The organism is Pseudomonas sp. FBCC-B1667 (assembly GCF_059133255.1).
The window spans coordinates 2,993,723-3,016,442 of record NZ_CP101437.1; the positions used below are offsets into that span (position 1 = coordinate 2,993,723).

Below are 22,720 nucleotides of genomic sequence, written 5' to 3' on the forward strand. Positions count from 1 at the left end.
TCGCCCCGTACAGCCATGCGCGCAAGCCGCAGTACACTTTTATTTGGCGAATTTTCTCGCGCCCGCCACGCAGAGGATTACCGCCACCGTGACGCCGAGCATGCCGAGACTGACCTTTTCGTGCAGCAATGTCGCCGCCAGCGCCAGGCCAAAAAACGGCTGCAACAGTTGAAGCTGTCCTACCGCCGCAATACCGCCCTGCGCGAGCCCGCGGTACCAGAACACGAATCCGATCAGCATGCTGAACAGCGACACGTATGCCAGGCTTAGCCAAGCCGGCATGCTGATCCCGGAAAGCGAAACGGGCATCCGCCACACCGTCAGCGCCGCCATCAGCGGTAGCGACAACACCAACGCCCAACTGATCACCTGCCAGCCGCCCAATGTTCTGGACAGTTTGGCGCCTTCGGCATAACCCAGGCCACACGCCAGAATCGCCGATAGCATCAGCAAGTCACCGACGGGAGAAGCGGTAAGCCCCTGAGAAACGGCAAAACCGATCACCAGCAAACTGCCCAACACCGAGAAAAACCAGAACGCCGGCCGTGGACGTTCGCCACCGCGCAACACACCAAAAGCCGCCGTCGCGAGCGGCAGCAGGCCAACGAAGACGATGGAATGCGCCGACGTCACGTATTGCAACGCCAGCGCCGTCAGCAGCGGAAAGCCGACCACCACCCCCAACGCCACGATCACCAAAGGCAGCAACTGTTCGCGAGCCGGGCGCTTTTCCTTGAATAACCACAGCATGCACAGTGCCAGGACACCGGCGATGGTGGCCCGGGCGACCGTCAGAAACACCGGATCGAATTCAAGCACGGCCACCCGTGTGGCGGGCAGCGAGCCGCTGAAGATCAGCACGCCGATGAAGCCATTGATCAGCCCGCTGGCGTGCTTGTCCAGCGTCTGGCTTTTGAGCGTTGAGGTCCGTTCCATGTTGTGTCTCCGTGTTGTCGTGTTGTCGTGTTGTCGTGTTGCGTGAAGGGCATCCTATGATCCAGGATTAAGAACAATCAAAAAATTGTCATGGATACATCCCACGATGCCACGCTCCCGCTACAAATCTCTGGTCGATACGTTGGCCGCCGATATTCACTCGGGGCGTTTACGGCCGGGTACACGCTTGCCGACGCACCGTCAGCTAGCCGCCAGTGAAGGCCTGGCGCTGGTTACAGCCAGCCGGGTGTATGCCGAGCTGGAAGCGATGGGGCTGGTCAGCGGTGAAACCGGACGCGGGACGTTTGTCCGCGAGACCTCGTTGCCGCCCAGCCACGGCATCGATCAGCCGGACGTTGCGCCTGGGGTGATTGACCTCAACTTCAACTATCCCGCGCTACCGGGGCAGGCCGACCTGTTGCGCAATGCCTTGCGTCAACTCGCGCTGTCCGGCGACCTGGAGTCGCACCTGCGCTACCAGCCCCACAGCGGCCGTGCGCACGAGCGAGCCTCCATTGCCCGCCATTTGCGTAGCCGTGGCTTGACGGTCGAGGCTGATAACGTGTTGATTGTCAGCGGCGCTCAGCATGGCCTGGCGGTGACGCTGATGGCGCTGCTGCGACCCGGTGACGTGATTGCGGCCGACGCGCTGACCTACTCGGGTTTCAAAGTGCTGGCCGAAACCCTGCACCTTGAAATCGTGCCCATTCCTGTCACGGAGCAGGGGCCGGATCTGCTGGCGCTGGAAAAGCTCTGCCGCACCCGGACAGTGCGTGCCGTCTACACCATGCCGACCCTGCATAACCCGATGGGCTGGGTGATGCCGGCTGATGCGCGCGAGCAACTGGTGGCGATTGCGCGCAAGCATGACCTGCACATCATCGAGGACGGCGCCTATGCGTTTCTCGCCGAAGATGCGCCGCCGCCCATTGCTGAACTGGCCCCGGAGCGGACCCTTTATGTGTCCGGTTTTTCCAAAAATATCGCCACCGGTCTGCGCGTTGGATTCATTGCGGCACCTGCGCAAAACGTTGCCGTGCTCGAGCGCACCATCAGGGCGACCACCTGGAATACCCCGGGCGTCATGACGGCCATCGCCTGCGCCTGGCTCGACGATGGCACCGTCACCCGGCTCGAAGCGCAAAAACGCGCAGACGCACAAACCCGGCAGAAGGTGGCCGAGGAGGTGCTCAAAGGGCTTGCCGTTATCCGCCACCGATCCTCCTACTTTCTGTGGCTGCCCTTGTCGGAAGACGCACGGGCGGACCAGATCGCCGTGGCGTTGATGCGCGAGCAGGTTTCGGTATCGACCGCCGAACCCTTCGCGATTTCGCTCCATGTTCCCCACGCCCTCCGGCTGGCTCTGGGCTCGGTAGACATGGACACACTTCGACAAGCGCTGGTGAAAGTGAAGTGGGTGGTGGAGGCGCATACGTAGACAATCCGATGGACAACCAGACGCCCTCATTCAAAACCATGGCCTATTCTTGTTCACAGACGCATGTTCAGTGAGCGAGGGTTGCTCCTGAGCGAGATTCAATCGCCACCGACAAAAACAAGATCAGGAGACCGCTCATGTTCGCTTTGTTCCGTCGTTTGAACTACGCCGCTGCCGTGGCGATCACCGCCGCACTTTCGACGCCCGCGCTGGCGCTGGACACCGTCAAGTTCATGGCCCCGGGCTCCGTGGGCGGCGGCTATGACCAGACTGCCCGCGAGCTGGGCAAAGCCATGATCGAGGCGAAAGTCGCCAAATCCGCCACCTTCGAAAACAAGGGCGGGGCTGGTGGGACCCTGGGTCTGGCGCAGTTTGCCAACAGCACCAAGGGTGATGGCGATGCGTTGCTGGTGGTGGGCGCGATCATGGTCGCGGGCATTGAACAGAACAAACCGCAAATCACCTTGAAGGACGTCACACCGATTGCCCGGTTGTTCACGGAGTACAACGTGATTGCCGTGCGCAAGGAGTCCGAGTTCAAAACCCTGGAAGACTTGCTCAAGGCCTTCAAAGACAAACCCACCAGCATCACGTGGGGCGGCGGCTCCAAAGGCTCGGTCGATCACATCGGCATCGCCGAACTGGCCGGCAAAATGGACATCCCGGTGAACAAGGTGAACTACGTTGCTTTCGCGGGTGGCGGCGAAGTGGTTGCTCAGGCACTCGGCGGCCAGATCAAGGTGATCACTGGTGGTTATGCCGAGTTGGGCCAATACATCAAGAACGGCCAGTTCCGTGTGCTCGCCATCGGTGCGCCAGAGCGCGTTGGCGGCATTGATGCACCGACCCTCAAAGAAAAAGGTTACGACGTGATCATCGGCAATTGGCGCGGTGTGTACGGCGCCGCAGGTCTGAGCCCCGAACAGCGTAAACAACTGACCGACGCCGTCGTTGCGGCGTCCAACAGCCCATCGTGGAAGGACAACATCAAAACCAACGCGTGGTCGCCGTCCGTGTTAACCGGCGATGAGTTCGGCAAGTTTGTCGACGAAGAACACGTGCGGTTGCACGCGATGCTGGTCAAGGTCGGGCTGCTTTGACATGGCCGGGCTGCGCAACATTGTGCTGCCACAGTTGGCGATCGGCCTTGGCCTGATCGCCATCAGTGCCGTGCTGGCGGTCGGGGCTTTGCGCTTTCCGCCGGAGATGGGCTTCGTCATTTTGGGCGCGCATGTCTATCCCTTCGGATTGGCGGCGTTCCTGGGCGTGGTCGGTTTGCTGCTGAGTTATCAGGCCGTTACCGGTGGTTTTCGCGAATTGGCGGATCACGATGATGACTCGGCCAAAGCGCTGCCCGGTGGTAAACGGGGTGCGGCGTGGGTGACGGCGGGGCTGGTGGGGGTGGCGGTGCTGATTAACCTGATCGGCTTCGTCCTCGCCGCCGGGCTGTTGTTCGTCTGTGCGGCACGCGGGTTTGGCAGTCGCCATCCACTGCGCGACCTGGCCATCGGCATCGCCCTGACGCTGCCGATTTACTGGCTGTTCAACGCCGGGCTCGGGGTTTCCCTGCCGCCCCTTGTCAACGCCTGGATCTGATCCGGGCTGCGGGAGATCAATCCGGTGGATATTCTTGCAAGTCTGGCGATGGGGTTTTCCGCCGCGTTGTCGCCGATCAATCTGATGTGGGGCTTTATCGGTTGTTTGCTGGGCACGGCGATTGGCGTGTTGCCCGGAATCGGACCGGCGCTGACCGTGGCGCTGTTGCTGCCGATCACCGCGAAGGTCGATCCTACCGGAGCGCTGATCATGTTCGCCGGCATCTACTACGGCGCGCAGTTTGGCGGTTCGACCACCTCCATTTTGCTCAACACGCCGGGGGAGTCATCCTCCATGGTCACGGCCTTGGAGGGCAACCTGATGGCTCGCAATGGCCGGGCTGGGCCGGCGCTTGCCACGGCAGCTATTGGTTCATTTGTGGCCGGGACCATTGCCACGATTCTCCTCACGCTATTTGCCCCGGTGGTTGCCACCCTGGCGCTGAAATTTGGCCCGACAGAGTATTTTGCGATTCTGGTGTTGTCGTTCACCACCGTGTCAGCGGTACTCGGTGCGTCGATGCTGCGCGGTTTCGCCTCGTTGGGGGTTGGCCTGGCGATCGGCTTGATCGGGCTGGATTCGACCTCGGGCATCGCCCGCTACACGCTGGGGGTGCCGGAGTTGGTGGACGGCATTGAAGTGGTATTGGTGGCGGTGGGTTTGTTTGCAGTGGGGGAGGCGTTATACAGCCTGTTGTATCAAAAAGAAGAAGCCAGCAACCGACACCGTTTGACCTCGCTGTGGATGACCCGGGCCGACTGGAAACGCTCGGTTCCGGCCTGGCTGCGGGGCACCTTGATTGGCTTCCCGTTTGGCTCGATTCCGGCCGGTGGGGCCGAGATCCCGACGTTTCTGTCCTATTCGGCCGAACGCAAACTGAGTAAGTACCCCAAGGAGTTTGCCGGCAGCAAGGGCGAGGGCGCGATTGAAGGTGTTGCCGGGCCGGAGGCGGCCAACAATGCCAGCGCGACCGGCTCGTTGGTGCCACTGCTGACGCTGGGCATTCCGACCTCCGCCACGGCGGCCATCCTGTTGGCCGCGTTCCAGAACTACAACTTGCAACCCGGCCCGATGTTGTTCCAGACGTCGGGGGATCTGGTCTGGACCCTCGTCGCTTCGCTGTACATCGGCAACGTCATCCTGCTGGTGTTGAACCTGCCGCTGGTGGGGTTGTGGGTCAAGCTGCTGCAGATCCCACGGCCTTACTTGAATGCGGGCATTCTGGTGTTCGCCACCATCGGCGTGTACGGCATGCGTCATTCTTCGTTCGACCTGCTGCTGATGCTCGGTATCGGCTGGGGAGGGGTGTTGATGCGACGCTTCGATTTCCCCGTGGCGCCGGTCATCGTGGGTATGTTGCTGGGGCCGATGGCTGAAAAGCAGCTACGCAATGCGCTGTCCATCAGCGAGGGCGACTGGACAACCTTTCTCACGCAACCCATCGCCGCATCGTTCCTCGCGCTGACATTGCTGGTGCTGATCGTTCCGCATTTTCTCCACGCTCGGGGCATCAAATTGCACGAGGATGATTAGGCAGTTTTCTTCAATACGCGAAGGTCGGTGCTCAGTACCGTGAGCACTGATTTCCCTGAATTGAAGAAGGTGTGAGATGAGTCTGCTGATTTCCATGGCCACGTTTGCGCTGGTAGCGTCCATCACGCCGGGGCCGGTGAACATTGTGGCGTTGAGCTCGGGCGCGCAGTTTGGCTTTCGCGCCAGCCAACGTCACGTCGCCGGGGCAACGCTGGGGTTTGTTTTATTGCTGGTGTTGATGGGGCTGGGCCTGCATGAAGTCTTGCGGCTGTGGCCTGCGTTGACGCGGGTGGTGCAACTGGCGGGTGTGGCGTTCCTGTTGTTCATGGCCTGGAAACTGGCGGCTGACGATGGTCGTGTCGATGCCAAAGCCTCGGGGCGGGCGCCGTCGATGCTCTATGGCGCGGTCATGCAGTGGCTCAATCCGAAAGCCTGGCTGGCCTGTGTGGCGGGGATGGGCGCCTTCGTCGCGGACGGGGAGGCGCGGTTGGTCTGGCAATTTGCGGCGGTGTATCTGGTGATCTGCTATTTGTCCGTCGGTTGCTGGGCCTACGCCGGGACGTTTCTGCGTGGCTATTTGGCTAACCCGGCAGGCATGCGGTGGTTCAATCGGATCATGGCGTCGCTGTTGGCCGTCAGTGCGGTTTATTTATTGCTGCCCTGATCAGCCGCGATACTGCCCCGGCGTCGCCGCCAGATGTTGTTTGAACGCCCGTTGAAAATGCGCCTGATCAGCAAACCCTGCTTCCAGCGCGACATCGGCAATCAACTTGCCATTGCGCAGTTGTTCGCGGGCGAACTGGATGCGCCGATTGATCAGGAACGCGTGAGGTGTCATGCCGTAATGCTGTTTGAAGGCACGGATAAGGTAGGACGGTGACAGCTGAGCCGCTTCGCAAATGTCCTCAAGCTTGAGCAACTGCGTGCAATTGTCGCGGATGAAGTCAGCGGCTCGCTCCAGCTTGAAATTGGGTTCGCGCAGCGGTTGATCGACCGGGTTGAGCCGTCGCTGCACCTCGGAGAAATACTCTACGGCCGCGCTGTGTTTGCACAGCACGTCCTGTCGCGGATCCACGAGGATTTTGTACAGGCCTTGAAGGCCGGTAAACAGCTGGACATCGCGGGTATGGGGGGTGGAAAACCGTCGAAACGCTGAGTCCTGGCTGAAGCCGAGCTGGTGTTGAAGGTCTGTCAGCCAAGGTGTCTCGACGTACAGCATCAGGTACGACCACGGCTGGTCGTCAATGGGGTTGCAGGCGTGGACATCGTCGGGATTCATCAACACCACGGTGCCGGCGCTGACCTGAAAGGCGGATTGCTCATGCAGGTAAGTGCTGCACCCGGCGGTGATCGCACCGATGGAAAAGTGCTCATGGGCGTGCCGGGTGTAGCACACGTCGCGACCGTCAGCGATGGAGCGGGCCTCGATGAAGGGCAGGGCGTCATCACGCCAGAAGCGCGGGGCTTTGTCGGCGTTTTTGGCAGCGGCGTGCTTCATCGTCAGCGTCCTCGGCAGGTCAGCTCTGGAGTGTATTAGCTCCCGCCGTTAAAGGCTCGTTGCAAGGCAGCGATGTCGAGCTTTTTCATCTGCATCATGGCCTGCCTTGCCGTCATGGGTGGTGCCGGTGATTTTTGAATGATCGAAGATCGAACAGTAAAACTTCGCCGCCTCTTCGGCCTGAGGGTCGAACCAGAGGCAGGGAGTCCGTTTTTGCACGCGTTGCATGGTGGTGCTCCTCTACGGGTTACTCATGCTGGACTCTCAGCGTCGTCAGGCTGCCGTCGATCAGTTGGACCGTAGATCGATAATTAAATGAAAAACGCAGTCAGAATGACCGCGTGTCAAGTCATATCGACTATTTATCAATGGTGTCTTTATGACTGCGTTATCTTCAAGCTATTGATTTAAAAGGCGCTAACACCTGGCACAACACTTGATACTCCAAACGTACAACTGACCCGCTTCAGGAGTACGACAAAATGTTCGATTTTTTCAATAACCCTCTGAACGTTCTCCATCTGTCGAGCAAAGTGCTCGGCGCCGGCCTGGTCATGCTGTTTGCCGGCATCTACGGCGCCTACCTTTACGACGGTCATATGCCGATCGCGTTGTTGGTGTCGATGCATGCCATGACCATCATCGGCCCTACCTTGCTCAAGATCGGCTACGTCATGCGCCTGCTGGCCCAATACCGGTTGGCCAAAGCCCTGATCTCTGTGGTGGCTTGAAGTGAGAAAACTTGCCGCTGCACCGGTGTTCAGCCTCGGCTTTCGTCCGTTCTTCTTCGTCGGTGCCGTGTTTGCGCTGGTGGCGGTCGCGATATGGGCGCTGTGGTTGTACGGCCGATTACCCGGCGCGCAACCCATTGGCGGCATGTTGAGCTGGCATCGGCATGAGATGCCGTTCGGGTTTGCCACGGCGATTATTGCCGGCTTCCTGTTGACGGCGGTGCCGAACTGGACCGGGCGTCCCGGCTTGAGCGGCTGGCCTCTGATCGGGCTATTGCTGGTTTGGCTGTTGGCACGATTGGCGTGGCTGATGCCGATCCCAGTGCCCATTCTGATCGCCCTGCAGACGCCGTTTCTGCCGTTGCTGGCCTGGATGCTGGGTCGCGATCTAGTCGCGGCCGGCAAGCGTGAGAACTATCCGATTCTTTTAGTGGTTGCCTTTATGGCGGCCTGCCAGGCATTGACGCTGTGGGGTATCGCTACCGAAGACGCCGGGTTGCAGCGACACGGTGTGCTCGCGGCCTTGTGGCTGGTGGCGGCGCTGATGACGGTCATTGGCGGGCGGGTCATTCCGTTTTTCATCCAGCGCGGTTTGAATCGTCCCGCCACGCCGGCGGCTCATCCGTTACCCACCAAAATCCTCCTGGTGAGTTCATTGCTGGCGGCGGTGTCTTTCGCCAGTGGACTGAATGACATCCCGAGGGGGTGGTTGGCCGCGTTGTTTCTGCTGATAGGCACTTTGCAGCTGTTGCGCTTGTGGCGCTGGCATGATCGAGGGATCTGGCGGGTGCCACTCTTGTGGTCGCTGTACCTGGCCTATGCGTGGATGCTGATGGCCGCGCTGGCGATGGCGCTGTGGCATGCGGGCCTGATGCCACAACAAAGTCTGGCGACCCATGCGCTGGCTGTGGGCGGCATTGGCGGGTTGATTCTGGCGATGATTGCCCGCGTCAGCCTCGGTCATACCGGGCGATTGTTGAAGCCATCGAAAACCATAGTGCTGGGTTTTGCCTTATTGGTTGTCGCTGGTGGGTGCCGGGTGTTGCTGGTGCCGTTTTCCGGCGCCGGGCTGGCACTCTCGGCGTTGCTGTGGTGCGCAGCGTTCGGCCTGTTCCTGACGCGCTACACGATGATCCTGTTCAAGCCGAGGGTCTAACGCCCACGCTACACGAATCGTCGATCCACCTGGGCCGCCCATTTGAGGCGGCCTTTGTGTGACCGGTGGTCGATGAACCGGTCTGCCCCGGCATTTTGCGCTTAGCTGAAGGGATAACCCAAGGCGAGCACAGGCATTTGATTGCCAGGGCGACGCCCTTCAGAACACCGTGAGTCTGAGGAAATTCGCAATGCTGACCCTCAACATCAATGGCAAGGATCAGGCGCTGGACGTCCCCGCGGACATGCCGCTGCTCTGGGTCCTGCGCGATGTCGCGCACCTCACTGGTACCAAATTCGGTTGCGGCATGGCCCAGTGCGGCGCCTGCACCGTGCACGTCGATGGCGCGCCATTACGCGCCTGCATCACGCCCGCGACCGCCGTGGCCAACGGGCAAAAAATCCTCACCATCGAAGGCCTGTCCACCGACGGTTCGCACCCGGTACAGCAAGCCTGGGCCGAACTCGATGTGGTGCAGTGCGGCTACTGCCAGTCCGGGCAAATCATGTCCGCCGCTGCGCTGCTGGCAAAAATCCCCAAACCCACCGACCGCGACATCGATCAGGCGCTCTCCGGCAACATCTGTCGTTGCGGCACCTACTCAAGGATCCGCGCAGCGGTCAAGCGCGCCGCCGAAATCGGTTGATGCCTTGTTGAGGGAGTCCGAAACATGAACAGCATCCTGGATGTCTCGCGCCGCAGTTTTCTCAAGGTCAGCGCCGTGTTGGGCGGAGGACTGGTCGTGGCCTTCGTCATCCCCGGCGCCCATCGTTTTGCCGTGGGCGCGGAGAATGAGGGCAACATTTTTGCGCCCAATGCCTTCCTTCGCATCGGCAACGATAACAGTGTCACCGTGCTGCTCGGCCATTCCGAAATGGGTCAGGGCATCTGGACCGGCCTGACCATGTTGATCGCCGAGGAGCTGGACGCCGACTGGTCGACCATTCGCGTCGAGCACTCGCCGGCCTCGGCCGCCGATTATGGATTGGCCGGGTTTGGCGGGATGCAGATCACTGGCGGCTCGACGTCGACCTGGATGGAGTTTGACCGCTACCGCCAGGCCGGTGCAGCGGCGCGGTTGATGTTGATCGATGCCGCGGCCAAGCGCTTCGACGTTGCGCCTTCGCAGATCCGCACCGAATCAGGCGTGGTCATCGCCGGCGACAAACGCGCCACCTACGGCGAACTGGCTGATGATGCTGGCAAGCTGCCGGCGCCGGATCCGGCCTCCATCAAGTTCAAGGAGGCCAAGGACTGGAAGGTCATCGGCAAACCTACCAAGCGCCTGGACACGCCGGAGAAAATCACCGGCCGGGCCAGGTTCGGCATGGACGTGCAGTTCGACGGCTTGATGACGGCCATGGTTGCCCGCCCGCCGGTGTTCGGCGGCAGCGTGAAATCCTTTGAGGGCGCCGAGGCACTGGCTGTGCCGGGCGTGCGCAAAGTGGTGCAGGTGCCCACGGGCGTGGCGGTGATTGCCGATCATTACTGGGCCGCGAAGCTGGGGCGTGATGCGCTGAAAGTCGACTGGGACCTGGGGCCGAACACTGGGCTCGACAGTCAGAAACTGTTGGAGAGTTTCCGAAAACTCGCCGCCACGCCCGGCATTTCGGCGAGCAAGACGGGCGATGCAACGGCCGCACTCGGCAGAGCCACGAAGAAGATTGACGTCGAATACAGCGTGCCGTACCTGGCCCACGCACCGATGGAACCGCTCAATTGCACGGTGAACATCAGCACGGACAAATGCGAGATCTGGACCGGCACCCAGTTTCAGACGCTGGATCAAATGATCGCGGGCAAGATCACCGGGCTCAAGCCCGAACAAGTCGACATCCACACCGAATTCCTCGGTGGCGGCTTTGGTCGGCGGGCCAATCCGACCTCGGACTTTGTCGCCGAAGCCGTCCAGGTCGCCAAAGCGGCAGGCGCTCCGGTGAAAACCGTGTGGTCCCGCGAGGACGACATTCGCGGCGGTTACTACCGCTCGATGTTTCTGCATCAGGCCACTATCGGCCTGGATGCCGGTGGCATACCCATCGCCTGGAAACAGGTGATGGTCGGACAGTCGATCATGGACGGCACCGCGTTTGCGGCGATGATGGTCAAGGATGGCGTCGACAAGACCTCGGTCGAAGGCGTCGCCGACAGTCCTTACCTCGAAGACGTGGCCAACCATCAGGTTGAATTGCACTCGCCGAAAACCGGCATCAGCGTGTTGTGGCTGCGTTCGGTCGGGCACAGCCACACGGCGTTCGTCATGGAATCGTTGATCGACGAACTGGCCGAGGCGGCCGGCAAGGACCCGGTGGACTACCGACGAACCTTGCTCAAGAACCACCCGCGACATTTGGGCGTGCTCAATCTGGCGGTCGAGAAGGCCAATTGGACCGCGGCGTTACCCGATGGTCACGCGTTGGGCGTGGCGGTACACGAGTCGTTCGGCAGCTACGTGGCGCAGGTCGCCGAAGTGTCTCAGGACAATCTGAAAATCCGCGTGCACCGGGTGGTGTGCGCAGTGGACTGCGGGATCGCCGTCAACCCGATGAGCATCGCTGCGCAAATGGAATCCTGTATCACGTTTGGCCTCAGCTTCGCCTTGCACAGCAAACTGACCTTCAAGGGCGGGCAAGTGGTGCAGTCCAATTACCACGACTATCAGGTGTTGCGGCTCAACGAAATGCCGGTGGTTGAAGTGCATATCGTGCCCAGTACCGAAAGGTCCGGCGGCATCGGCGAGGCCGGCGTTCCACCCACCGCACCGGCCGTCGCCAACGCAGTGTTTGCTCTGACCGGGCAGCGCTTGCGCGAGCTGCCGCTGCAATTGTCGGGGGTGTGACATGAAACGACATCTGATGTTGGGCGCGGTGCTGTTGGTCGGTTTGGTGGGGTACACCGAAGACCTGTTCGCGGACGACAAGGAAGCGCTCAAGGCATTCGATACGGTGCAGAAGGTCTTTCAAAGCCCGCGTTGCCAGAACTGTCACATTCCGGGGGATTCGCCGCTGCAGTTCGATGCCGGAACCCCGCATGCCATGAATGTTGTGCGCGGAATGGACGGCAAGGGCGCGGCCGGTCTGCCTTGCGCGACCTGTCATGCCGAAACCAATCCGCCGGCCAGTTACGGGCCGCATGCGCCACCGGGGGCACCGCACTGGTGCCTGCCGCCGGCGTCGCACAAAATGGCCTGGATCGGTCTGCCCGCCGACCAGTTATGCGCGTTGATCAAGGATCGAGCCAGTAACGGCGACCGTGATTTCGTCGCGCTGATCAAACATGTCAGCGACGACAAACTGGTCCTGTGGGGTTGGAATCCCGGTGAGGGCAGGGCGCCGGTACCGGTGCCGCACGACATTTTTGTCATGCAATTCAAACTGTGGGCCGAGGCGGGTGGTCCGTGTCCGGTGCTGGGTAGTTGACCGGCGGTCCGTTAACAGGGAGTCAATGCCGGTATAGCCGACTCTAAAGACCATATCCGCCAACGGAGTGAGTCATGTTGATCCCAGGCAAACCGGTGAAAAACGGCGTTCGCGCTGACCCATTGCGTTCGCCACAACAAGAACGACAATTGCTGCGCGACCTGGCCCGCAAGGCCGAGCAAGAGCTGATGGGCGTGCAGATGGCGAGCATGGACGAGTTGACGCTGCTGCCCAACCGTCACGGTTTCACCGTCTTGGCCCGACAGGGGCTGGATGCTTGCCAGCAACTCGACAAACCGACCACGCTGATGCTGTTCAAGCTCGATGAGCTCAAACACATCAACTATCTGTTTGGCCACGCCGAGGGCAACCGTGCGCTGAAAACTTTCGCGGATGTGCTGCGAATCGCTTTTCGCGAAAGCGATGTGGTCGGCCGTCTCGGCAGCGACAAATTCGTTGCCTTGCTGACGGGTTCAGCCACTGTCGAGCCGGGCGCGATCAAGGGTCGTCTCGACGAAATACTCGCTGAGCGCAATGCCGCGGCCCATCGCGCCAACGACCTGCGCTTCAGCCTCGGACAAATCGAATACGACCCTCTGCGTCATGAATCAATCGAAGAGCTGTTGGTCGAGGCCGACACGTTCACTTGGCAAATAGCTGACTGATGTCCTTGAAGGCCTTGAACTCCAGCGCATTGCCGCAAGGGTCGAAGAGGAACATTGTCGCCTGCTCACCCACCAACCCCTGAAAGCGAATGCCCGGCTCGATCACGAACGACGTGCCCAGCGCGGTCAGGCGCTGCGCCAACGCTTCCCATTCATTCATGCTCAAGACCACGCCGAAATGCGGCACCGGCACGTTATGGCCGTCCACGGCATTGGTGTGCGCGGCTTCCTGAGAAGCGTTTTTTGGCGCGAGGTGAATCACCAGTTGATGGCCGAAAAAGTTGAAATCGACCCAGTGATCGCTGGAGCGACCTTCCTCCAGACCGAACACCTCGCCGTAGAAATTCCGTGCGGCGGTGAGGTCGTATACCGGGATCGCCAAGTGAAAAGGGGACAGTTGCATGGGATAGGCCTCGGATTGTCATGGGTGTGAGGCTGAGTTTAGCGCTGTGCTTTTTGATTGAAAGACGATAGTTTTTGCGTCGAGCTCAAATTTTTTCGATCAAACGGAGACGGTCATGCTGCGCGAACTCAAAACGTTCATTGCCGTCACGCGGTACGGCACTTTCGCGGCGGCCGGGATGCACATTGGCCTCACACAGTCGGCGGTCAGCGCGCAGATGCGCAATCTGGAGCAGGCGCTGGGTATCCGCTTGTTCGACCGTACGGGGCGCCAGGCGATTCTTAATGCAGCGGGGCAACGGGCGTTGCCGATGGCGAGGGAGATGCTGGAAACGTTTAACCGCATGTCCGTCAGTGATGAGGTCAGTGAATACCGAGGTGAATTGAAGATTGGGGCTGTGGCCACGGCCCAGACCGGGTTGCTGCCCCAGGCGTTGTTGCGGTTGAGACAGCAGGCACCGTTGCTGGAGGCGAAACTGGTGCCGGGTGTGTCGCTGAATCTATTGAGCCAGGTGGACACCGGTGAGGTGGACCTGGCCATTTTGATCAAGCCGCCGTTTGAACTGCCCAAGGAGTTGTCGGCGCAGGTCATTCGCCGGGAACCGTTCGTTTTGATCGTGCCGATGGACCTTGAGGGCGATGATCCGTTACAGATTCTCGCCAGCCATCCACACGTGCGCTATGACCGCAACTCGTTCGGCGGACGTCTGGTGACGCGGTTTTTGCGAGAGCGGCAGATTGACGTGCAGGTGGCGCTGGAGCTGGATGAGCTGGAAGCCATTGTGAAAATGGTTGAATGCGGGTTGGGCGTGTCGCTGCTGCCCGAAGCGGGGTTGTGGCTGGAGTATGGGGCGAAGGTCAGGATTATCCCGTTGGGCGAGCTGACGTTTTATCGGGAGATTGTGCTGTTGCAGCGCTATAGCCAGCGGACACAGCCGATCCAGCAGCTGTTCGCGCGGTGCCTGACGCAAATGACCGAATAAACGCGAACCCCCTGTGGGAGCGAGCTTGCTCGCGATGGCGGACTGTCAGTCGACATCAATTGTGAATGTCAGTCAGTCATCGCGAGCAAGCTCGCTCCCACAGGGGATCTTCATCAGGCCTCAAATCGCAGGCATAAAAAAACCCGCCATAAACGGCGGGTTTTTTATGGGCTAGCTGAAGATCACTCTTCCAGGCTGCCCATCGCAGTGGTGTTGAAACCACCGTCCACGTACATGATTTCGCCGCTGATGCCGGACGCCAGGTCCGAGCACAGGAAGGCGCCGGCGTTGCCGACTTCGTCGATGGTGACGTTGCGACGCAGCGGGGTTTGCGCTTCGTTGGCAGCCAGCATCTTGCGGAAGTTCTTGATGCCGGAAGCCGCGAGGGTGCGGATCGGGCCAGCCGATACGCAGTTGACGCGGGTGCCGTCCGGGCCCAGGGAGCCGGCCAGGTAACGAACGCCAGCTTCCAGCGAAGCCTTGGCCATGCCCATTACGTTGTAGTTAGGCATGGTGCGCTCGGCGCCCAGGTACGACAGGGTCAGCAGGCTGCCGTTGCGGCCTTTCATCATTTCGCGACCGGCTTTGGCCAGGGCCACGAAGCTGTAGGCGCTGATGTCGTGAGCGATGCGGAAACCTTCACGGGTGGTGGCTTCGGTGAAGTCGCCGTCCAGTTGGTCGCCCGGGGCGAAGCCGACGGAGTGCACGATGCAATCCAGGCCGTCCCACTTCTTGCCCAGCTCAACGAAGACCTTGGCGATTTCTTCATCGCTGGCCACGTCGCACGGGAAGCACAGGTCAGGGTTGGAACCCCAGCTCTGGGCGAACTCTTCGACACGACCCTTGAGTTTGTCGTTCTGATAAGTGAAGGCAAGCTCAGCGCCCTCGCGATGCATGGCGGCAGCGATGCCGGATGCGATGGACAGCTTGCTGGCGACACCGACGATCAGTACGCGCTTACCGGCGAGAAAACCCATGTGTTGCTCCTCTCTTTCAGGTTATTACGCAGTGGCTGGTGCCAGGAAAGCGGCTTCCAGCAACTGCTGTGTATACGGATGTTGGGGGGCGGCAAAGATACTTTGCGCGTCTCCCTGTTCGACCACTTGGCCCTGCTTGACCACCATCAGTTGGTGGCTCAGCGCTTTGACGACAGCCAGGTCATGGCTGATAAACAAATACGTCAGGTTGTACTTGGTTTGCAGTGAACGCAGCAGCTCCACCACTTGGCGTTGTACGGTGCGGTCGAGGGCCGAGGTCGGCTCGTCCAGCAAAATCAACGCCGGTTTTAGCACTAATGCCCGGGCAATGGCGATTCTCTGCCGTTGCCCGCCGGAAAATTCGTGGGGGTAGCGGTGCCGGGTTTCCGGATCCAGACCTACCTCCTTCAATGCTGCAATGATCGCTTGTTCCTGTTCCGCCTCGGTGCCCATCTTGTGGATCCGCAGGCCTTCGCCAACGATCTGGCTCACGCACATCCGTGGGCTCAGGCTGCCGAACGGATCCTGAAACACCACCTGCATCTCGCGGCGCAAAGGTCGAACTTCGTTCTGCGTCAGGCAGTCTAGCTGCTTGCCCTCAAAACGGATCGCGCCTTTGCTGCCGATCAGTCGCAAAATCGCCAGGCCGAGCGTCGATTTGCCTGAACCGCTTTCACCCACGATGCCCAGGGTCTGCCCCTGAGGCAGGCTGAAATTGATCCCGTCCACCGCTTTGATGTGGTCAACGGTCTTTTTCAGCAGGCCTTTCTTGATCGGGAACCAGACTTTCAAGTCCTCGACTTGCAGCAATGGCGGCCCGATAACATTGGTCGCCGGCGTGCCGCTGGGCTCCGCTGCCAGCAGTAACCGAGTGTACGGATGCTGCGGCGCGCGGAACAACTCTTCGCACGATGCCTGTTCGACGATGCAACCGCGCTGCATGACACATACGCGATGCGCAATTCTTCGCACAAGGTTCAAATCGTGGCTGATCAGCAGCAGCGCCATGCCCAGACGGGCCTGCAATTCTTTGAGTAATTCGAGGATTTTCAGCTGAACGGTCACGTCCAGCGCGGTCGTCGGCTCGTCGGCGATCAGCAATTCGGGTTCATTGGCCAGGGCCATGGCGATCATCACCCGCTGGCGTTGGCCGCCGGACAATTCGTGGGGCAGCGCTTTCAGGCGTTTTTCCGGCTCGGGAATCCCGACCATTTCCAGCAATTCCAGAGTGCGCTTGGTCGCCACTTTGCCGATCAGGCCCTTGTGGACGCCGAGTACCTCGTTGATCTGCTTTTCGATGGAGTGCAGCGGGTTCAGAGAAGTCATCGGCTCCTGAAAGATCATGGCGATGCGGTTGCCGCGGATGTGGCGGATGGTCTTCTCTTTCAGGTCCAGCAGGTTGTGCCCGGCGTACTCGATGGTGCCGGAGGGGTGCCGGGCGAGCGGGTAGGGCAGCAGCCGCAGGATCGAGTGGGCCGTGACCGATTTACCAGAACCGCTTTCACCGACCAGTGCCAGGGTTTCGCCGCGGAGGATATCAAAGCTCACGCCTTCGACCACGCGCTGAGCACGTTCACCGATACCAAATTCGACGGACAGGTCGCGCACTTCGATCAGATTGTCCTGATTCATTTCACTTCCTCGGGTCGAAGGCATCGCGAGCGGACTCGCCGATAAACACCAGTAAACTCAACATCAGCGCCAGCACCGCAAACGCACTGATACCCAGCCATGGGGCTTGCAGGTTGGATTTGCCCTGGGCCACCAGCTCGCCCAGCGACGGCGCGCCGGGCGGCAAACCGAAGCCCAGGAAGTCCAGCGCGGTCAGGGTGCCGATGGCGCCGGTCAGGATGAACGGCATGAACGTCATGGTCGAGACCATGGCGTTGGGCAGGATGTGGCGGAACATGATCGCACCGTTCTGCATCCCCAGCGCCCGTGCCGCACGCACGTATTCAAGGTTGCGTCCGCGAAGGAACTCGGCGCGCACCACGTCCACCAGGCTCATCCACGAAAACAGCAGCATGATCCCCAGCAGCCACCAGAAGTTCGGCTGCACGAAGCTGGCGAGAATGATCAGCAGATACAGCACCGGCAACCCGGACCAGATCTCCAGGAAACGCTGCCCGGCCAGATCCACCCAGCCGCCATAGAAACCCTGCAAGGCGCCCGCAATCACACCAATGATCGAGCTGAGAATGGTCAGCGTCAGCGCAAACAACACCGAAATCCGAAATCCGTAGATCACCCGCACTAACACATCGCGGCCCTGATCGTCCGTGCCTAGCAGGTTATCCGCGGACGGTGGCGCCGGCGCCGGGACTTTCAGGTCGTAGTTGATGCTTTGATAGCTGTACGGAATTGGCGCCCACAATACCCAGGCATCCTTGGCTTTCAGCAGTTCGCGGATGTACGGGCTCTTGTAGTTGGCTTCCAGCGGGAACTCGCCGCCAAACGCGGTTTCCGGGTAGCGCTTGAGCGCTGGAAAGTACCAACTGTTGTCGTAGTGCACCACCAGCGGTTTGTCGTTGGCAATCAGCTCGGCACCCAGGCTCAGGCCGAACAACAGCAGAAACAGCCACAGCGACCACCAGCCACGCTTGTTGGCCTTGAACAGTTCGAAGCGACGTCGATTGAGCGGGGACAGGTTCATCTCAATGCTCCCGGCTTTCAAAGTCGATGCGCGGATCGACAAAGGTGTACGTGAGGTCACCGATCAGTTTCACCACCAGGCCGAGCAAGGTGAAGATAAACAGCGTGCCAAACACCACCGGGTAATCGCGATTGATCGCCGCTTCAAAACTCATCAAGCCCAGGCCGTCGAGGGAGAAGATCACTTCCACCAGCAACGAGCCGGTAAAGAAAATCCCGATGAAGGCCGACGGGAATCCGGCAATCACCAGCAACATGGCGTTGCGAAACACATGGCCATACAGCACGCGGTGGCGGGTCAGGCCCTTGGCCTTGGCGGTGACCACGTACTGTTTGTTGATCTCGTCGAGGAAGCTGTTTTTGGTCAGCAGGGTCATGGTCGCGAAGTTGCCGATCACCAGCGCCGTCACCGGCAAGGCCAAGTGCCAGAAGTAATCGAGGATTTTGCCCCCCATGCTCAACTCATCGAAATTATTCGACGTCAGCCCTCGCAACGGGAACCAGTCAAAATAGCTGCCGCCGGCGAATACCACGATCAGCAGAATCGCAAACAGGAACGCCGGGATTGCGTAGCCGACGATGATCGCCGAACTGGTCCAGACATCGAAGTGGCTGCCGTGTCGAGTGGCCTTGGCGATCCCCAGCGGGATCGACACCAGGTACATGATCAGCGTGCTCCACAACCCGAGGGAGATCGAAACCGGCATTTTTTCCTTGATCAGGTCGATGACCTTGGCATCACGAAAGAAGCTGTCGCCGAAGTCCAGCGATGCATAGTTCTTCACCATGATCCACAAGCGTTCCGGCGCCGATTTGTCAAAGCCGTACATGTGCTCGATTTCCTTGACCAGTGCCGGGTCGAGACCTTGGGCGCCGCGATAGGCGGAACCGGCCACCGACACTTCGGCACCGCCGCCGGCAATGCGGCTGGTGGCGCCTTCGAAGCCTTCGAGCTTGGCGATCATCTGCTCCACCGGCCCGCCGGGTGCGGCCTGAATGATCACGAAGTTGATCAGCAAAATGCCGAACAAGGTTGGAATGATCAGCAGCAGTCGCCGAAAAATATACGCCAGCATCTGATTACTCCGTGGCCGCAGGGGAGGCTTGCAGTATGGTTTCGACTTCTATCGCAGGTTTCGCGTCTGGTTTGATCCACCACGTGTTTGTGCCGATGTCGTACAGGGGTGAGATTTTCGGATGGCCGATGTGGTTCCAGTACGCCACGCGCCAGGTCTTGATGTGCCAGTTGGGGATCACGTAATAACCCCATTGCAGCACGCGGTCCAGTGCGCGGGCATGGGCTACCAGACTTTTACGCGAATCGGCGTTGATCAGTTGCTCGACCAGTTGGTCCACCACCGGGTCTTTCAGGCCCATGGAGTTGCGGCTGCCGGGTTTGTCGGCCGCCGCCGACATCCAGAATTCGCGCTGTTCGTTGCCCGGCGAGCTGGACTGCGGGAAGCTGCCGACGATCATGTCGAAGTCCCGGGAGCGCACACGATTGATGTACTGCGAGACGTCGACGCGGCGTATTACCAAGTCGATACCCAGGTCGCTGAGGTTGCGTTTGAATGGCAGCAGTACGCGCTCAAACTCCGTTTGGGCCAACAGGAATTCAATTTTCACCGGTTTGCCGGTGGCATCGACCATTTTGTCATCGACAATCCGCCAGCCAGCCTCTTGCAGCAATTGATAGGCTTTGCGCTGATGGTCGCGGATCATGCCACTGGCGTCAGTCACCGGGTTCTGGAACGCCTCGCTGAAGACTTGCTCAGGGATCTTGCCGCGAAAGGGATCGAGGATCGCCAGTTGATCGGCATCCGGCAGGCCGGTGGCGACCATTTCAGAGTTCTCGAAATAGCTGCGGGTACGCGCATAGGCGCTGTTGAACAATTGCTTGTTGGTCCATTCAAAATCCAGCAGTAACGTCAGGGCCTTGCGCACGCGCACGTCCTGGAACACCGGGCGGCGCAGGTTGAACACAAAACCCTGCATGCCGGTGGGGTTGCCGTTGGGGATCTGCTCCTTGATCAACCGGCCTTCGGTGACGGCCGGGACATTATAGGCATTGGCCCAATTCTTCGCGGTCATCTCCAGCCAGTAATCGAACTGCCCGGCCTTGAATGCCTCGAGCGCCACGGTGTTGTCGCGGTAGTAGTCGGTGGTCATCACGTCGAAGTTGTAAAACCCGCGATTGACCGGCAAGTCCTTGCCCCAGTAATCCTTGACACGCTCATAGCGAATCGAACGTCCGGCCTTCACTTGACTGACTTTGTACGGGCCACTGCCCAGCGGTATCTCCAGGTTGCCCTTGTTGAAATCGCGGTCGGCCCACCAGTGCTTTGGCAGAACCGGCAACTGGCCGAGGATCAGCGGCAACTCTCGGTTGTTGGAGTGCTTGAACTTGAACAACACAGTGAGCGGGTCTTCGGCAACCGCTTCCTCGACGTCGTTGTAGTAACCGCGATAGAGCGGCGCGCCGTCCTTGGTCAGCATCTGGAAGCTGAACACCACGTCATCGGCGCGGATCGGATGGCCGTCGTGGAAGCGCGCTTCAGGGCGCAGGTAGAAACGCACCCAACTGTTGTCAGGGGCTTTCTCGATCTTGCCGGCCACCAGGCCATATTCGGTGAACGGTTCGTCCAGCCCTTGCCGGGCGAGGGTGTCGTAGATCATGCCGATATCGTCGGCTGGCACGCCCTTGCTGATAAACGGATTGAGGCTGTCAAACCCGCCGAAACCGGCCTGGCGAAAGATTCCGCCCTTGGGCGCATCCGGGTTCACGTAGTCGAAATGCTTGAAGTCGGCCGGGTATTTTGGTGGTTCGTTGTAGAGGGTTACAGCGTGTTGCGGGGCGGCACAAGCCAGCCCGGCTAACAGCAGACCGCTGGCCTGCAACAGCAGGGTGCGTACGAGTTTCATCGATCTTTCTCCGAAGACTTCAGCCACCACGCGCTCAGACCCAGGGTGTAGGGCGGCGTGGTCACAAAGGCGAACCGGTTGCGGTAGGCCAGGCGGTGATAATTGAGGTACCAGTTGGGAATGATGTAGTGCTGCCACAGCAGCACGCGGTCAAGGGCTTTGCCGGCGGCGACTTGTTCGTCGCGGCTCTGGGCGGCGAGCAGTTGTTCGAGCAAGTGATCGACCACCGGGTTGGAGATGCCGGCATAATTTTTACTGCCCTTGACCCCGACCTGGCTGGAATGGAAATACTGCCACTGCTCCAGACCCGGACTGAGGGTCTGGTTGAGGGTCATCAGAATCATGTCGAAATCGAACTGATCGAGGCGTTGTTTGTACTGGGCGCGGTCAACGGTGCGCAGTCGCGCGTCGATGCCAATGCTCGCGAGGTTTTCGACGTAGGGCTGAAGAATGCGTTCCAGGTTCGGGTTGACCAGCAGGATCTCGAATCGCAGCGGTTGCCCGACGGCGTTCTGCAACCGTTGGCCATTGAGCTTCCAGCCGGCCTCGGCGAGCAGTCCCAATGCCTTGCGCAGCGTTTCCCGGGGAATGCCGCGGCCGTCGGTGTGCGGCAGGCTGAACGGCTCGGTGAAGAGCTTCGCGGGCACCTGCTCGCGATAGGGCTTGAGCATCAGCCATTCGTGACCGACCGGTAACCCGGTGGCTTCGAACTCACTGTTAGGGTAATAACTCATGGCGCGCTTGTAGGCGCCGCTGAACAGCGTGCGGTTGGTCCACTCGAAATCGAACATCAGCCCCAGGGCTTCGCGGACTTTGGTCTCGGCGAAAGTCGGGCGTCGGGTGTTCATGAACAGGCCCTGGCTCTGGGTCGGAATTTGATGAGGGATCTGCGCCTTGATCACGTCGCCGCGGCGTACTGCCGGGAAGTTGTAGCCGTTGTCCCAGTTCTTCGCCTGATGCTCGATGTAAACGTCGAATTCGCCGGCCTTGAACGCTTCGAAGGCGACATCGCTGTCGCGGTAGAACTCGACTTCCATGCGATCGAAGTTGTACTTGCCGCGATTGACCGCCAGGTCCTTGCCCCAGTAATCCTTGACCCGTTCGAAAACGATCTGCCGCCCAGGCGTTACTGATGTGATGCGATACGGTCCGCTACCCAGCGGCGGCTCGAAGGTGGTCGCCTTGAAATCGCGACCTTTCCAGTAATGCTGCGACAGGACTGGCAATTCGCCCAGGCGCAGGATCTGCAACGGATTGCCGGCGCGCTTGAACACAAAACGAATGCGCTGCGGGTTAAGGATATCGACCCGTGCGACTTCCTGGAGGCTGGTGCGGTACTGCGGATGACCTTCCTTGAGCAACAAGCGGTACGAGAACGCGACGTCATAAGCGGTGATCGGCGAACCATCGTGAAACCGCGCTTCGGGCCGCAGGTTGAACACCACCCAACTGCGATCCTCGCTGTATTCCACCGACTGGGCGATCAGGCCATAACTCGAGGTCGGCTCGTCACCGGACGGCGCGTATTGGCCGGTGCCGACCATTAGCGGCTCGTTGAGCTCATTGATCCCGTATTGCAGGAAGTTGGGGGTTGAAACCGGGCTTGAGCCCTTGAAGGTGTAGGGGTTGAGCGTATCGAAGGTGCCAAACGCCATCACCCGCAACGTACCGCCCTTGGGCGCTTGCGGGTTGACCCAGTCGAAATGGGTAAATCGGGCCGGGTACTTGAGCGTGCCGAACTGCGCATAACCGTGGCTTTCGCTGATCGTCGCGCTTGCGGTGGAGCTGAAGGCCAGGCTGATCAGGAGCAGG

Annotated in this window: 21 protein-coding genes and 1 pseudogene; 12 read left to right on the forward strand and 10 right to left on the reverse strand. The window is 60.1% G+C overall.

What is annotated here, in order from left to right:
• Positions 1-39: 39 nt before the first annotated feature.
• Complete coding sequence (locus tag NL116_RS13630) at positions 40-936, reverse strand: DMT family transporter (RefSeq protein WP_494377618.1); 897 nt, start codon at positions 934-936, stop codon at positions 40-42.
• 106 nt (positions 937-1,042) lie between these two features.
• Between NL116_RS13630 and NL116_RS13635 the strand changes: the two genes are divergently transcribed.
• The 5 genes from NL116_RS13635 to NL116_RS13655 all read left to right on the forward strand — a co-directional run bounded on the left by NL116_RS13635 (position 1,043) and on the right by NL116_RS13655 (position 6,167).
• Positions 1,043-2,374 carry an aminotransferase-like domain-containing protein gene (locus NL116_RS13635; RefSeq protein ID WP_494377619.1) on the forward strand — a complete coding sequence of 444 codons (1,332 nt, stop codon included), beginning with the start codon at positions 1,043-1,045 and terminating at the stop codon, positions 2,372-2,374.
• A gap of 137 nt (positions 2,375-2,511) precedes the next feature.
• Positions 2,512-3,474 (forward strand): tripartite tricarboxylate transporter substrate binding protein, encoded by a 963-nt coding sequence (locus NL116_RS13640; RefSeq protein ID WP_494377620.1) that lies wholly within the window; start codon positions 2,512-2,514, stop codon positions 3,472-3,474.
• 1 nt (position 3,475) lies between these two features.
• Positions 3,476-3,970, forward strand: a complete 495-nt coding sequence (locus NL116_RS13645; RefSeq protein WP_494377621.1) for a tripartite tricarboxylate transporter TctB family protein — start codon at positions 3,476-3,478, stop codon at positions 3,968-3,970.
• Between the two features lie 24 nt (positions 3,971-3,994).
• Positions 3,995-5,503, forward strand: coding sequence for a tripartite tricarboxylate transporter permease (locus NL116_RS13650; RefSeq protein ID WP_494377622.1), 1,509 nt, complete (start codon positions 3,995-3,997; stop codon positions 5,501-5,503).
• 76 nt (positions 5,504-5,579) lie between these two features.
• On the forward strand, positions 5,580-6,167 hold the full coding sequence (locus NL116_RS13655; protein WP_494377623.1) for a LysE family translocator: 588 nt from the start codon (positions 5,580-5,582) through the stop codon (positions 6,165-6,167).
• Here the strand turns inward: NL116_RS13655 and NL116_RS13660 are convergent, their stop codons facing one another.
• Both NL116_RS13660 and NL116_RS13665 read right to left on the reverse strand, forming a co-directional pair.
• A complete protein-coding gene (locus NL116_RS13660) occupies positions 6,168-7,001 on the reverse strand; it encodes an AraC family transcriptional regulator (protein WP_494377624.1) in 834 nt (277 codons plus the stop codon).
• A gap of 93 nt (positions 7,002-7,094) precedes the next feature.
• Positions 7,095-7,229 (reverse strand): annotated as a pseudogene (locus NL116_RS13665) (VOC family protein); the annotation flags it as partial.
• Positions 7,230-7,483: 254 nt separating this feature from the next.
• Here NL116_RS13665 and NL116_RS13670 point away from each other — a divergent pair.
• From NL116_RS13670 to NL116_RS13695, 6 genes are all read left to right on the forward strand, one after another.
• Positions 7,484-7,732 carry a transmembrane sensor/regulator PpyR gene (locus NL116_RS13670; RefSeq protein WP_494377625.1) on the forward strand — a complete coding sequence of 83 codons (249 nt, stop codon included), beginning with the start codon at positions 7,484-7,486 and terminating at the stop codon, positions 7,730-7,732.
• A 1-nt stretch (position 7,733) separates the two neighbouring features.
• On the forward strand, positions 7,734-8,888 hold the full coding sequence (locus NL116_RS13675; protein ID WP_494377626.1) for an NnrS family protein: 1,155 nt from the start codon (positions 7,734-7,736) through the stop codon (positions 8,886-8,888).
• Positions 8,889-9,078: 190 nt separating this feature from the next.
• Positions 9,079-9,534, forward strand: coding sequence for a (2Fe-2S)-binding protein (locus NL116_RS13680; protein ID WP_494377627.1), 456 nt, complete (start codon positions 9,079-9,081; stop codon positions 9,532-9,534).
• 24 nt (positions 9,535-9,558) lie between these two features.
• Positions 9,559-11,727 (forward strand): xanthine dehydrogenase family protein molybdopterin-binding subunit, encoded by a 2,169-nt coding sequence (locus tag NL116_RS13685; RefSeq protein ID WP_494377628.1) that lies wholly within the window; start codon positions 9,559-9,561, stop codon positions 11,725-11,727.
• 1 nt (position 11,728) lies between these two features.
• Positions 11,729-12,307, forward strand: coding sequence for a hypothetical protein (locus NL116_RS13690; RefSeq protein ID WP_494377629.1), 579 nt, complete (start codon positions 11,729-11,731; stop codon positions 12,305-12,307).
• A gap of 74 nt (positions 12,308-12,381) precedes the next feature.
• A complete protein-coding gene (locus NL116_RS13695) occupies positions 12,382-12,972 on the forward strand; it encodes a diguanylate cyclase domain-containing protein (RefSeq protein WP_494377630.1) in 591 nt (196 codons plus the stop codon).
• Here the strand turns inward: NL116_RS13695 and NL116_RS13700 are convergent.
• Positions 12,950-13,375, reverse strand: coding sequence for a VOC family protein (locus NL116_RS13700; RefSeq protein WP_494377631.1), 426 nt, complete (start codon positions 13,373-13,375; stop codon positions 12,950-12,952). The genes NL116_RS13695 and NL116_RS13700 overlap by 23 nt on opposite strands.
• Before the next feature lie 115 nt (positions 13,376-13,490).
• Between NL116_RS13700 and NL116_RS13705 the strand changes: the two genes are divergently transcribed.
• On the forward strand, positions 13,491-14,357 hold the full coding sequence (locus NL116_RS13705; RefSeq protein WP_494377632.1) for a LysR family transcriptional regulator: 867 nt from the start codon (positions 13,491-13,493) through the stop codon (positions 14,355-14,357).
• Positions 14,358-14,539: 182 nt separating this feature from the next.
• On the opposite strand, the gene fabI is transcribed toward NL116_RS13705, so the two are convergent.
• Genes fabI through NL116_RS13735 form a run of 6 tightly spaced genes read right to left on the reverse strand, consistent with a single transcriptional unit; the run spans position 14,540 to position 22,719 of the window.
• Positions 14,540-15,334 carry an enoyl-ACP reductase FabI gene (fabI, locus tag NL116_RS13710; RefSeq protein WP_008152082.1) on the reverse strand — a complete coding sequence of 265 codons (795 nt, stop codon included), beginning with the start codon at positions 15,332-15,334 and terminating at the stop codon, positions 14,540-14,542.
• Between the two features lie 24 nt (positions 15,335-15,358).
• Positions 15,359-16,966, reverse strand: a complete 1,608-nt coding sequence (locus tag NL116_RS13715) for an ABC transporter ATP-binding protein (protein WP_494377633.1) — start codon at positions 16,964-16,966, stop codon at positions 15,359-15,361.
• A 1-nt stretch (position 16,967) separates the two neighbouring features.
• The gene (locus NL116_RS13720) at positions 16,968-17,987 is read right to left on the reverse strand and encodes an ABC transporter permease (RefSeq protein ID WP_494377634.1); all 1,020 of its coding nucleotides are present in this window, start codon (positions 17,985-17,987) and stop codon (positions 16,968-16,970) included.
• Position 17,988: 1 nt separating this feature from the next.
• Positions 17,989-19,062: a microcin C ABC transporter permease YejB gene (locus tag NL116_RS13725; RefSeq protein ID WP_007944575.1), complete on the reverse strand. Its 1,074-nt coding sequence runs from the start codon at positions 19,060-19,062 to the stop codon at positions 17,989-17,991.
• A gap of 4 nt (positions 19,063-19,066) precedes the next feature.
• Positions 19,067-20,908 (reverse strand): extracellular solute-binding protein, encoded by a 1,842-nt coding sequence (locus NL116_RS13730; protein WP_494377635.1) that lies wholly within the window; start codon positions 20,906-20,908, stop codon positions 19,067-19,069.
• Complete coding sequence (locus tag NL116_RS13735) at positions 20,905-22,719, reverse strand: extracellular solute-binding protein (protein ID WP_494378058.1); 1,815 nt, start codon at positions 22,717-22,719, stop codon at positions 20,905-20,907. The genes NL116_RS13730 and NL116_RS13735 overlap by 4 nt, the downstream gene beginning before the upstream one ends.
• Position 22,720: the final 1 nt, after the last annotated feature.

Excerpts from the sequence above, each read along its gene's own strand:
- NL116_RS13630 (WP_494377618.1), bottom strand. The coding sequence starts at position 936 with ATGGAACGGACCTCAACGCTCAAAAGCCAGACGCTGGACAAGCACGCC.
- NL116_RS13635 (WP_494377619.1), top strand. The coding sequence starts at position 1,043 with ATGCCACGCTCCCGCTACAAATCTCTGGTCGATACGTTGGCCGCCGAT.
- NL116_RS13640 (WP_494377620.1), top strand. The coding sequence starts at position 2,512 with ATGTTCGCTTTGTTCCGTCGTTTGAACTACGCCGCTGCCGTGGCGATC.
- NL116_RS13645 (WP_494377621.1), top strand. The coding sequence starts at position 3,476 with ATGGCCGGGCTGCGCAACATTGTGCTGCCACAGTTGGCGATCGGCCTT.
- NL116_RS13655 (WP_494377623.1), top strand. The coding sequence starts at position 5,580 with ATGAGTCTGCTGATTTCCATGGCCACGTTTGCGCTGGTAGCGTCCATC.
- NL116_RS13660 (WP_494377624.1), bottom strand. The coding sequence starts at position 7,001 with ATGAAGCACGCCGCTGCCAAAAACGCCGACAAAGCCCCGCGCTTCTGG.
- NL116_RS13670 (WP_494377625.1), top strand. The coding sequence starts at position 7,484 with ATGTTCGATTTTTTCAATAACCCTCTGAACGTTCTCCATCTGTCGAGC.
- NL116_RS13680 (WP_494377627.1), top strand. The coding sequence starts at position 9,079 with ATGCTGACCCTCAACATCAATGGCAAGGATCAGGCGCTGGACGTCCCC.
- NL116_RS13685 (WP_494377628.1), top strand. The coding sequence starts at position 9,559 with ATGAACAGCATCCTGGATGTCTCGCGCCGCAGTTTTCTCAAGGTCAGC.
- NL116_RS13690 (WP_494377629.1), top strand. The coding sequence starts at position 11,729 with ATGAAACGACATCTGATGTTGGGCGCGGTGCTGTTGGTCGGTTTGGTG.
- NL116_RS13695 (WP_494377630.1), top strand. The coding sequence starts at position 12,382 with ATGTTGATCCCAGGCAAACCGGTGAAAAACGGCGTTCGCGCTGACCCA.
- NL116_RS13700 (WP_494377631.1), bottom strand. The coding sequence starts at position 13,375 with ATGCAACTGTCCCCTTTTCACTTGGCGATCCCGGTATACGACCTCACC.
- NL116_RS13705 (WP_494377632.1), top strand. The coding sequence starts at position 13,491 with ATGCTGCGCGAACTCAAAACGTTCATTGCCGTCACGCGGTACGGCACT.
- fabI (WP_008152082.1), bottom strand. The coding sequence starts at position 15,334 with ATGGGTTTTCTCGCCGGTAAGCGCGTACTGATCGTCGGTGTCGCCAGC.
- NL116_RS13715 (WP_494377633.1), bottom strand. The coding sequence starts at position 16,966 with ATGAATCAGGACAATCTGATCGAAGTGCGCGACCTGTCCGTCGAATTT.
- NL116_RS13720 (WP_494377634.1), bottom strand. The coding sequence starts at position 17,987 with ATGAACCTGTCCCCGCTCAATCGACGTCGCTTCGAACTGTTCAAGGCC.
- NL116_RS13725 (WP_007944575.1), bottom strand. The coding sequence starts at position 19,062 with ATGCTGGCGTATATTTTTCGGCGACTGCTGCTGATCATTCCAACCTTG.
- NL116_RS13730 (WP_494377635.1), bottom strand. The coding sequence starts at position 20,908 with ATGAAACTCGTACGCACCCTGCTGTTGCAGGCCAGCGGTCTGCTGTTA.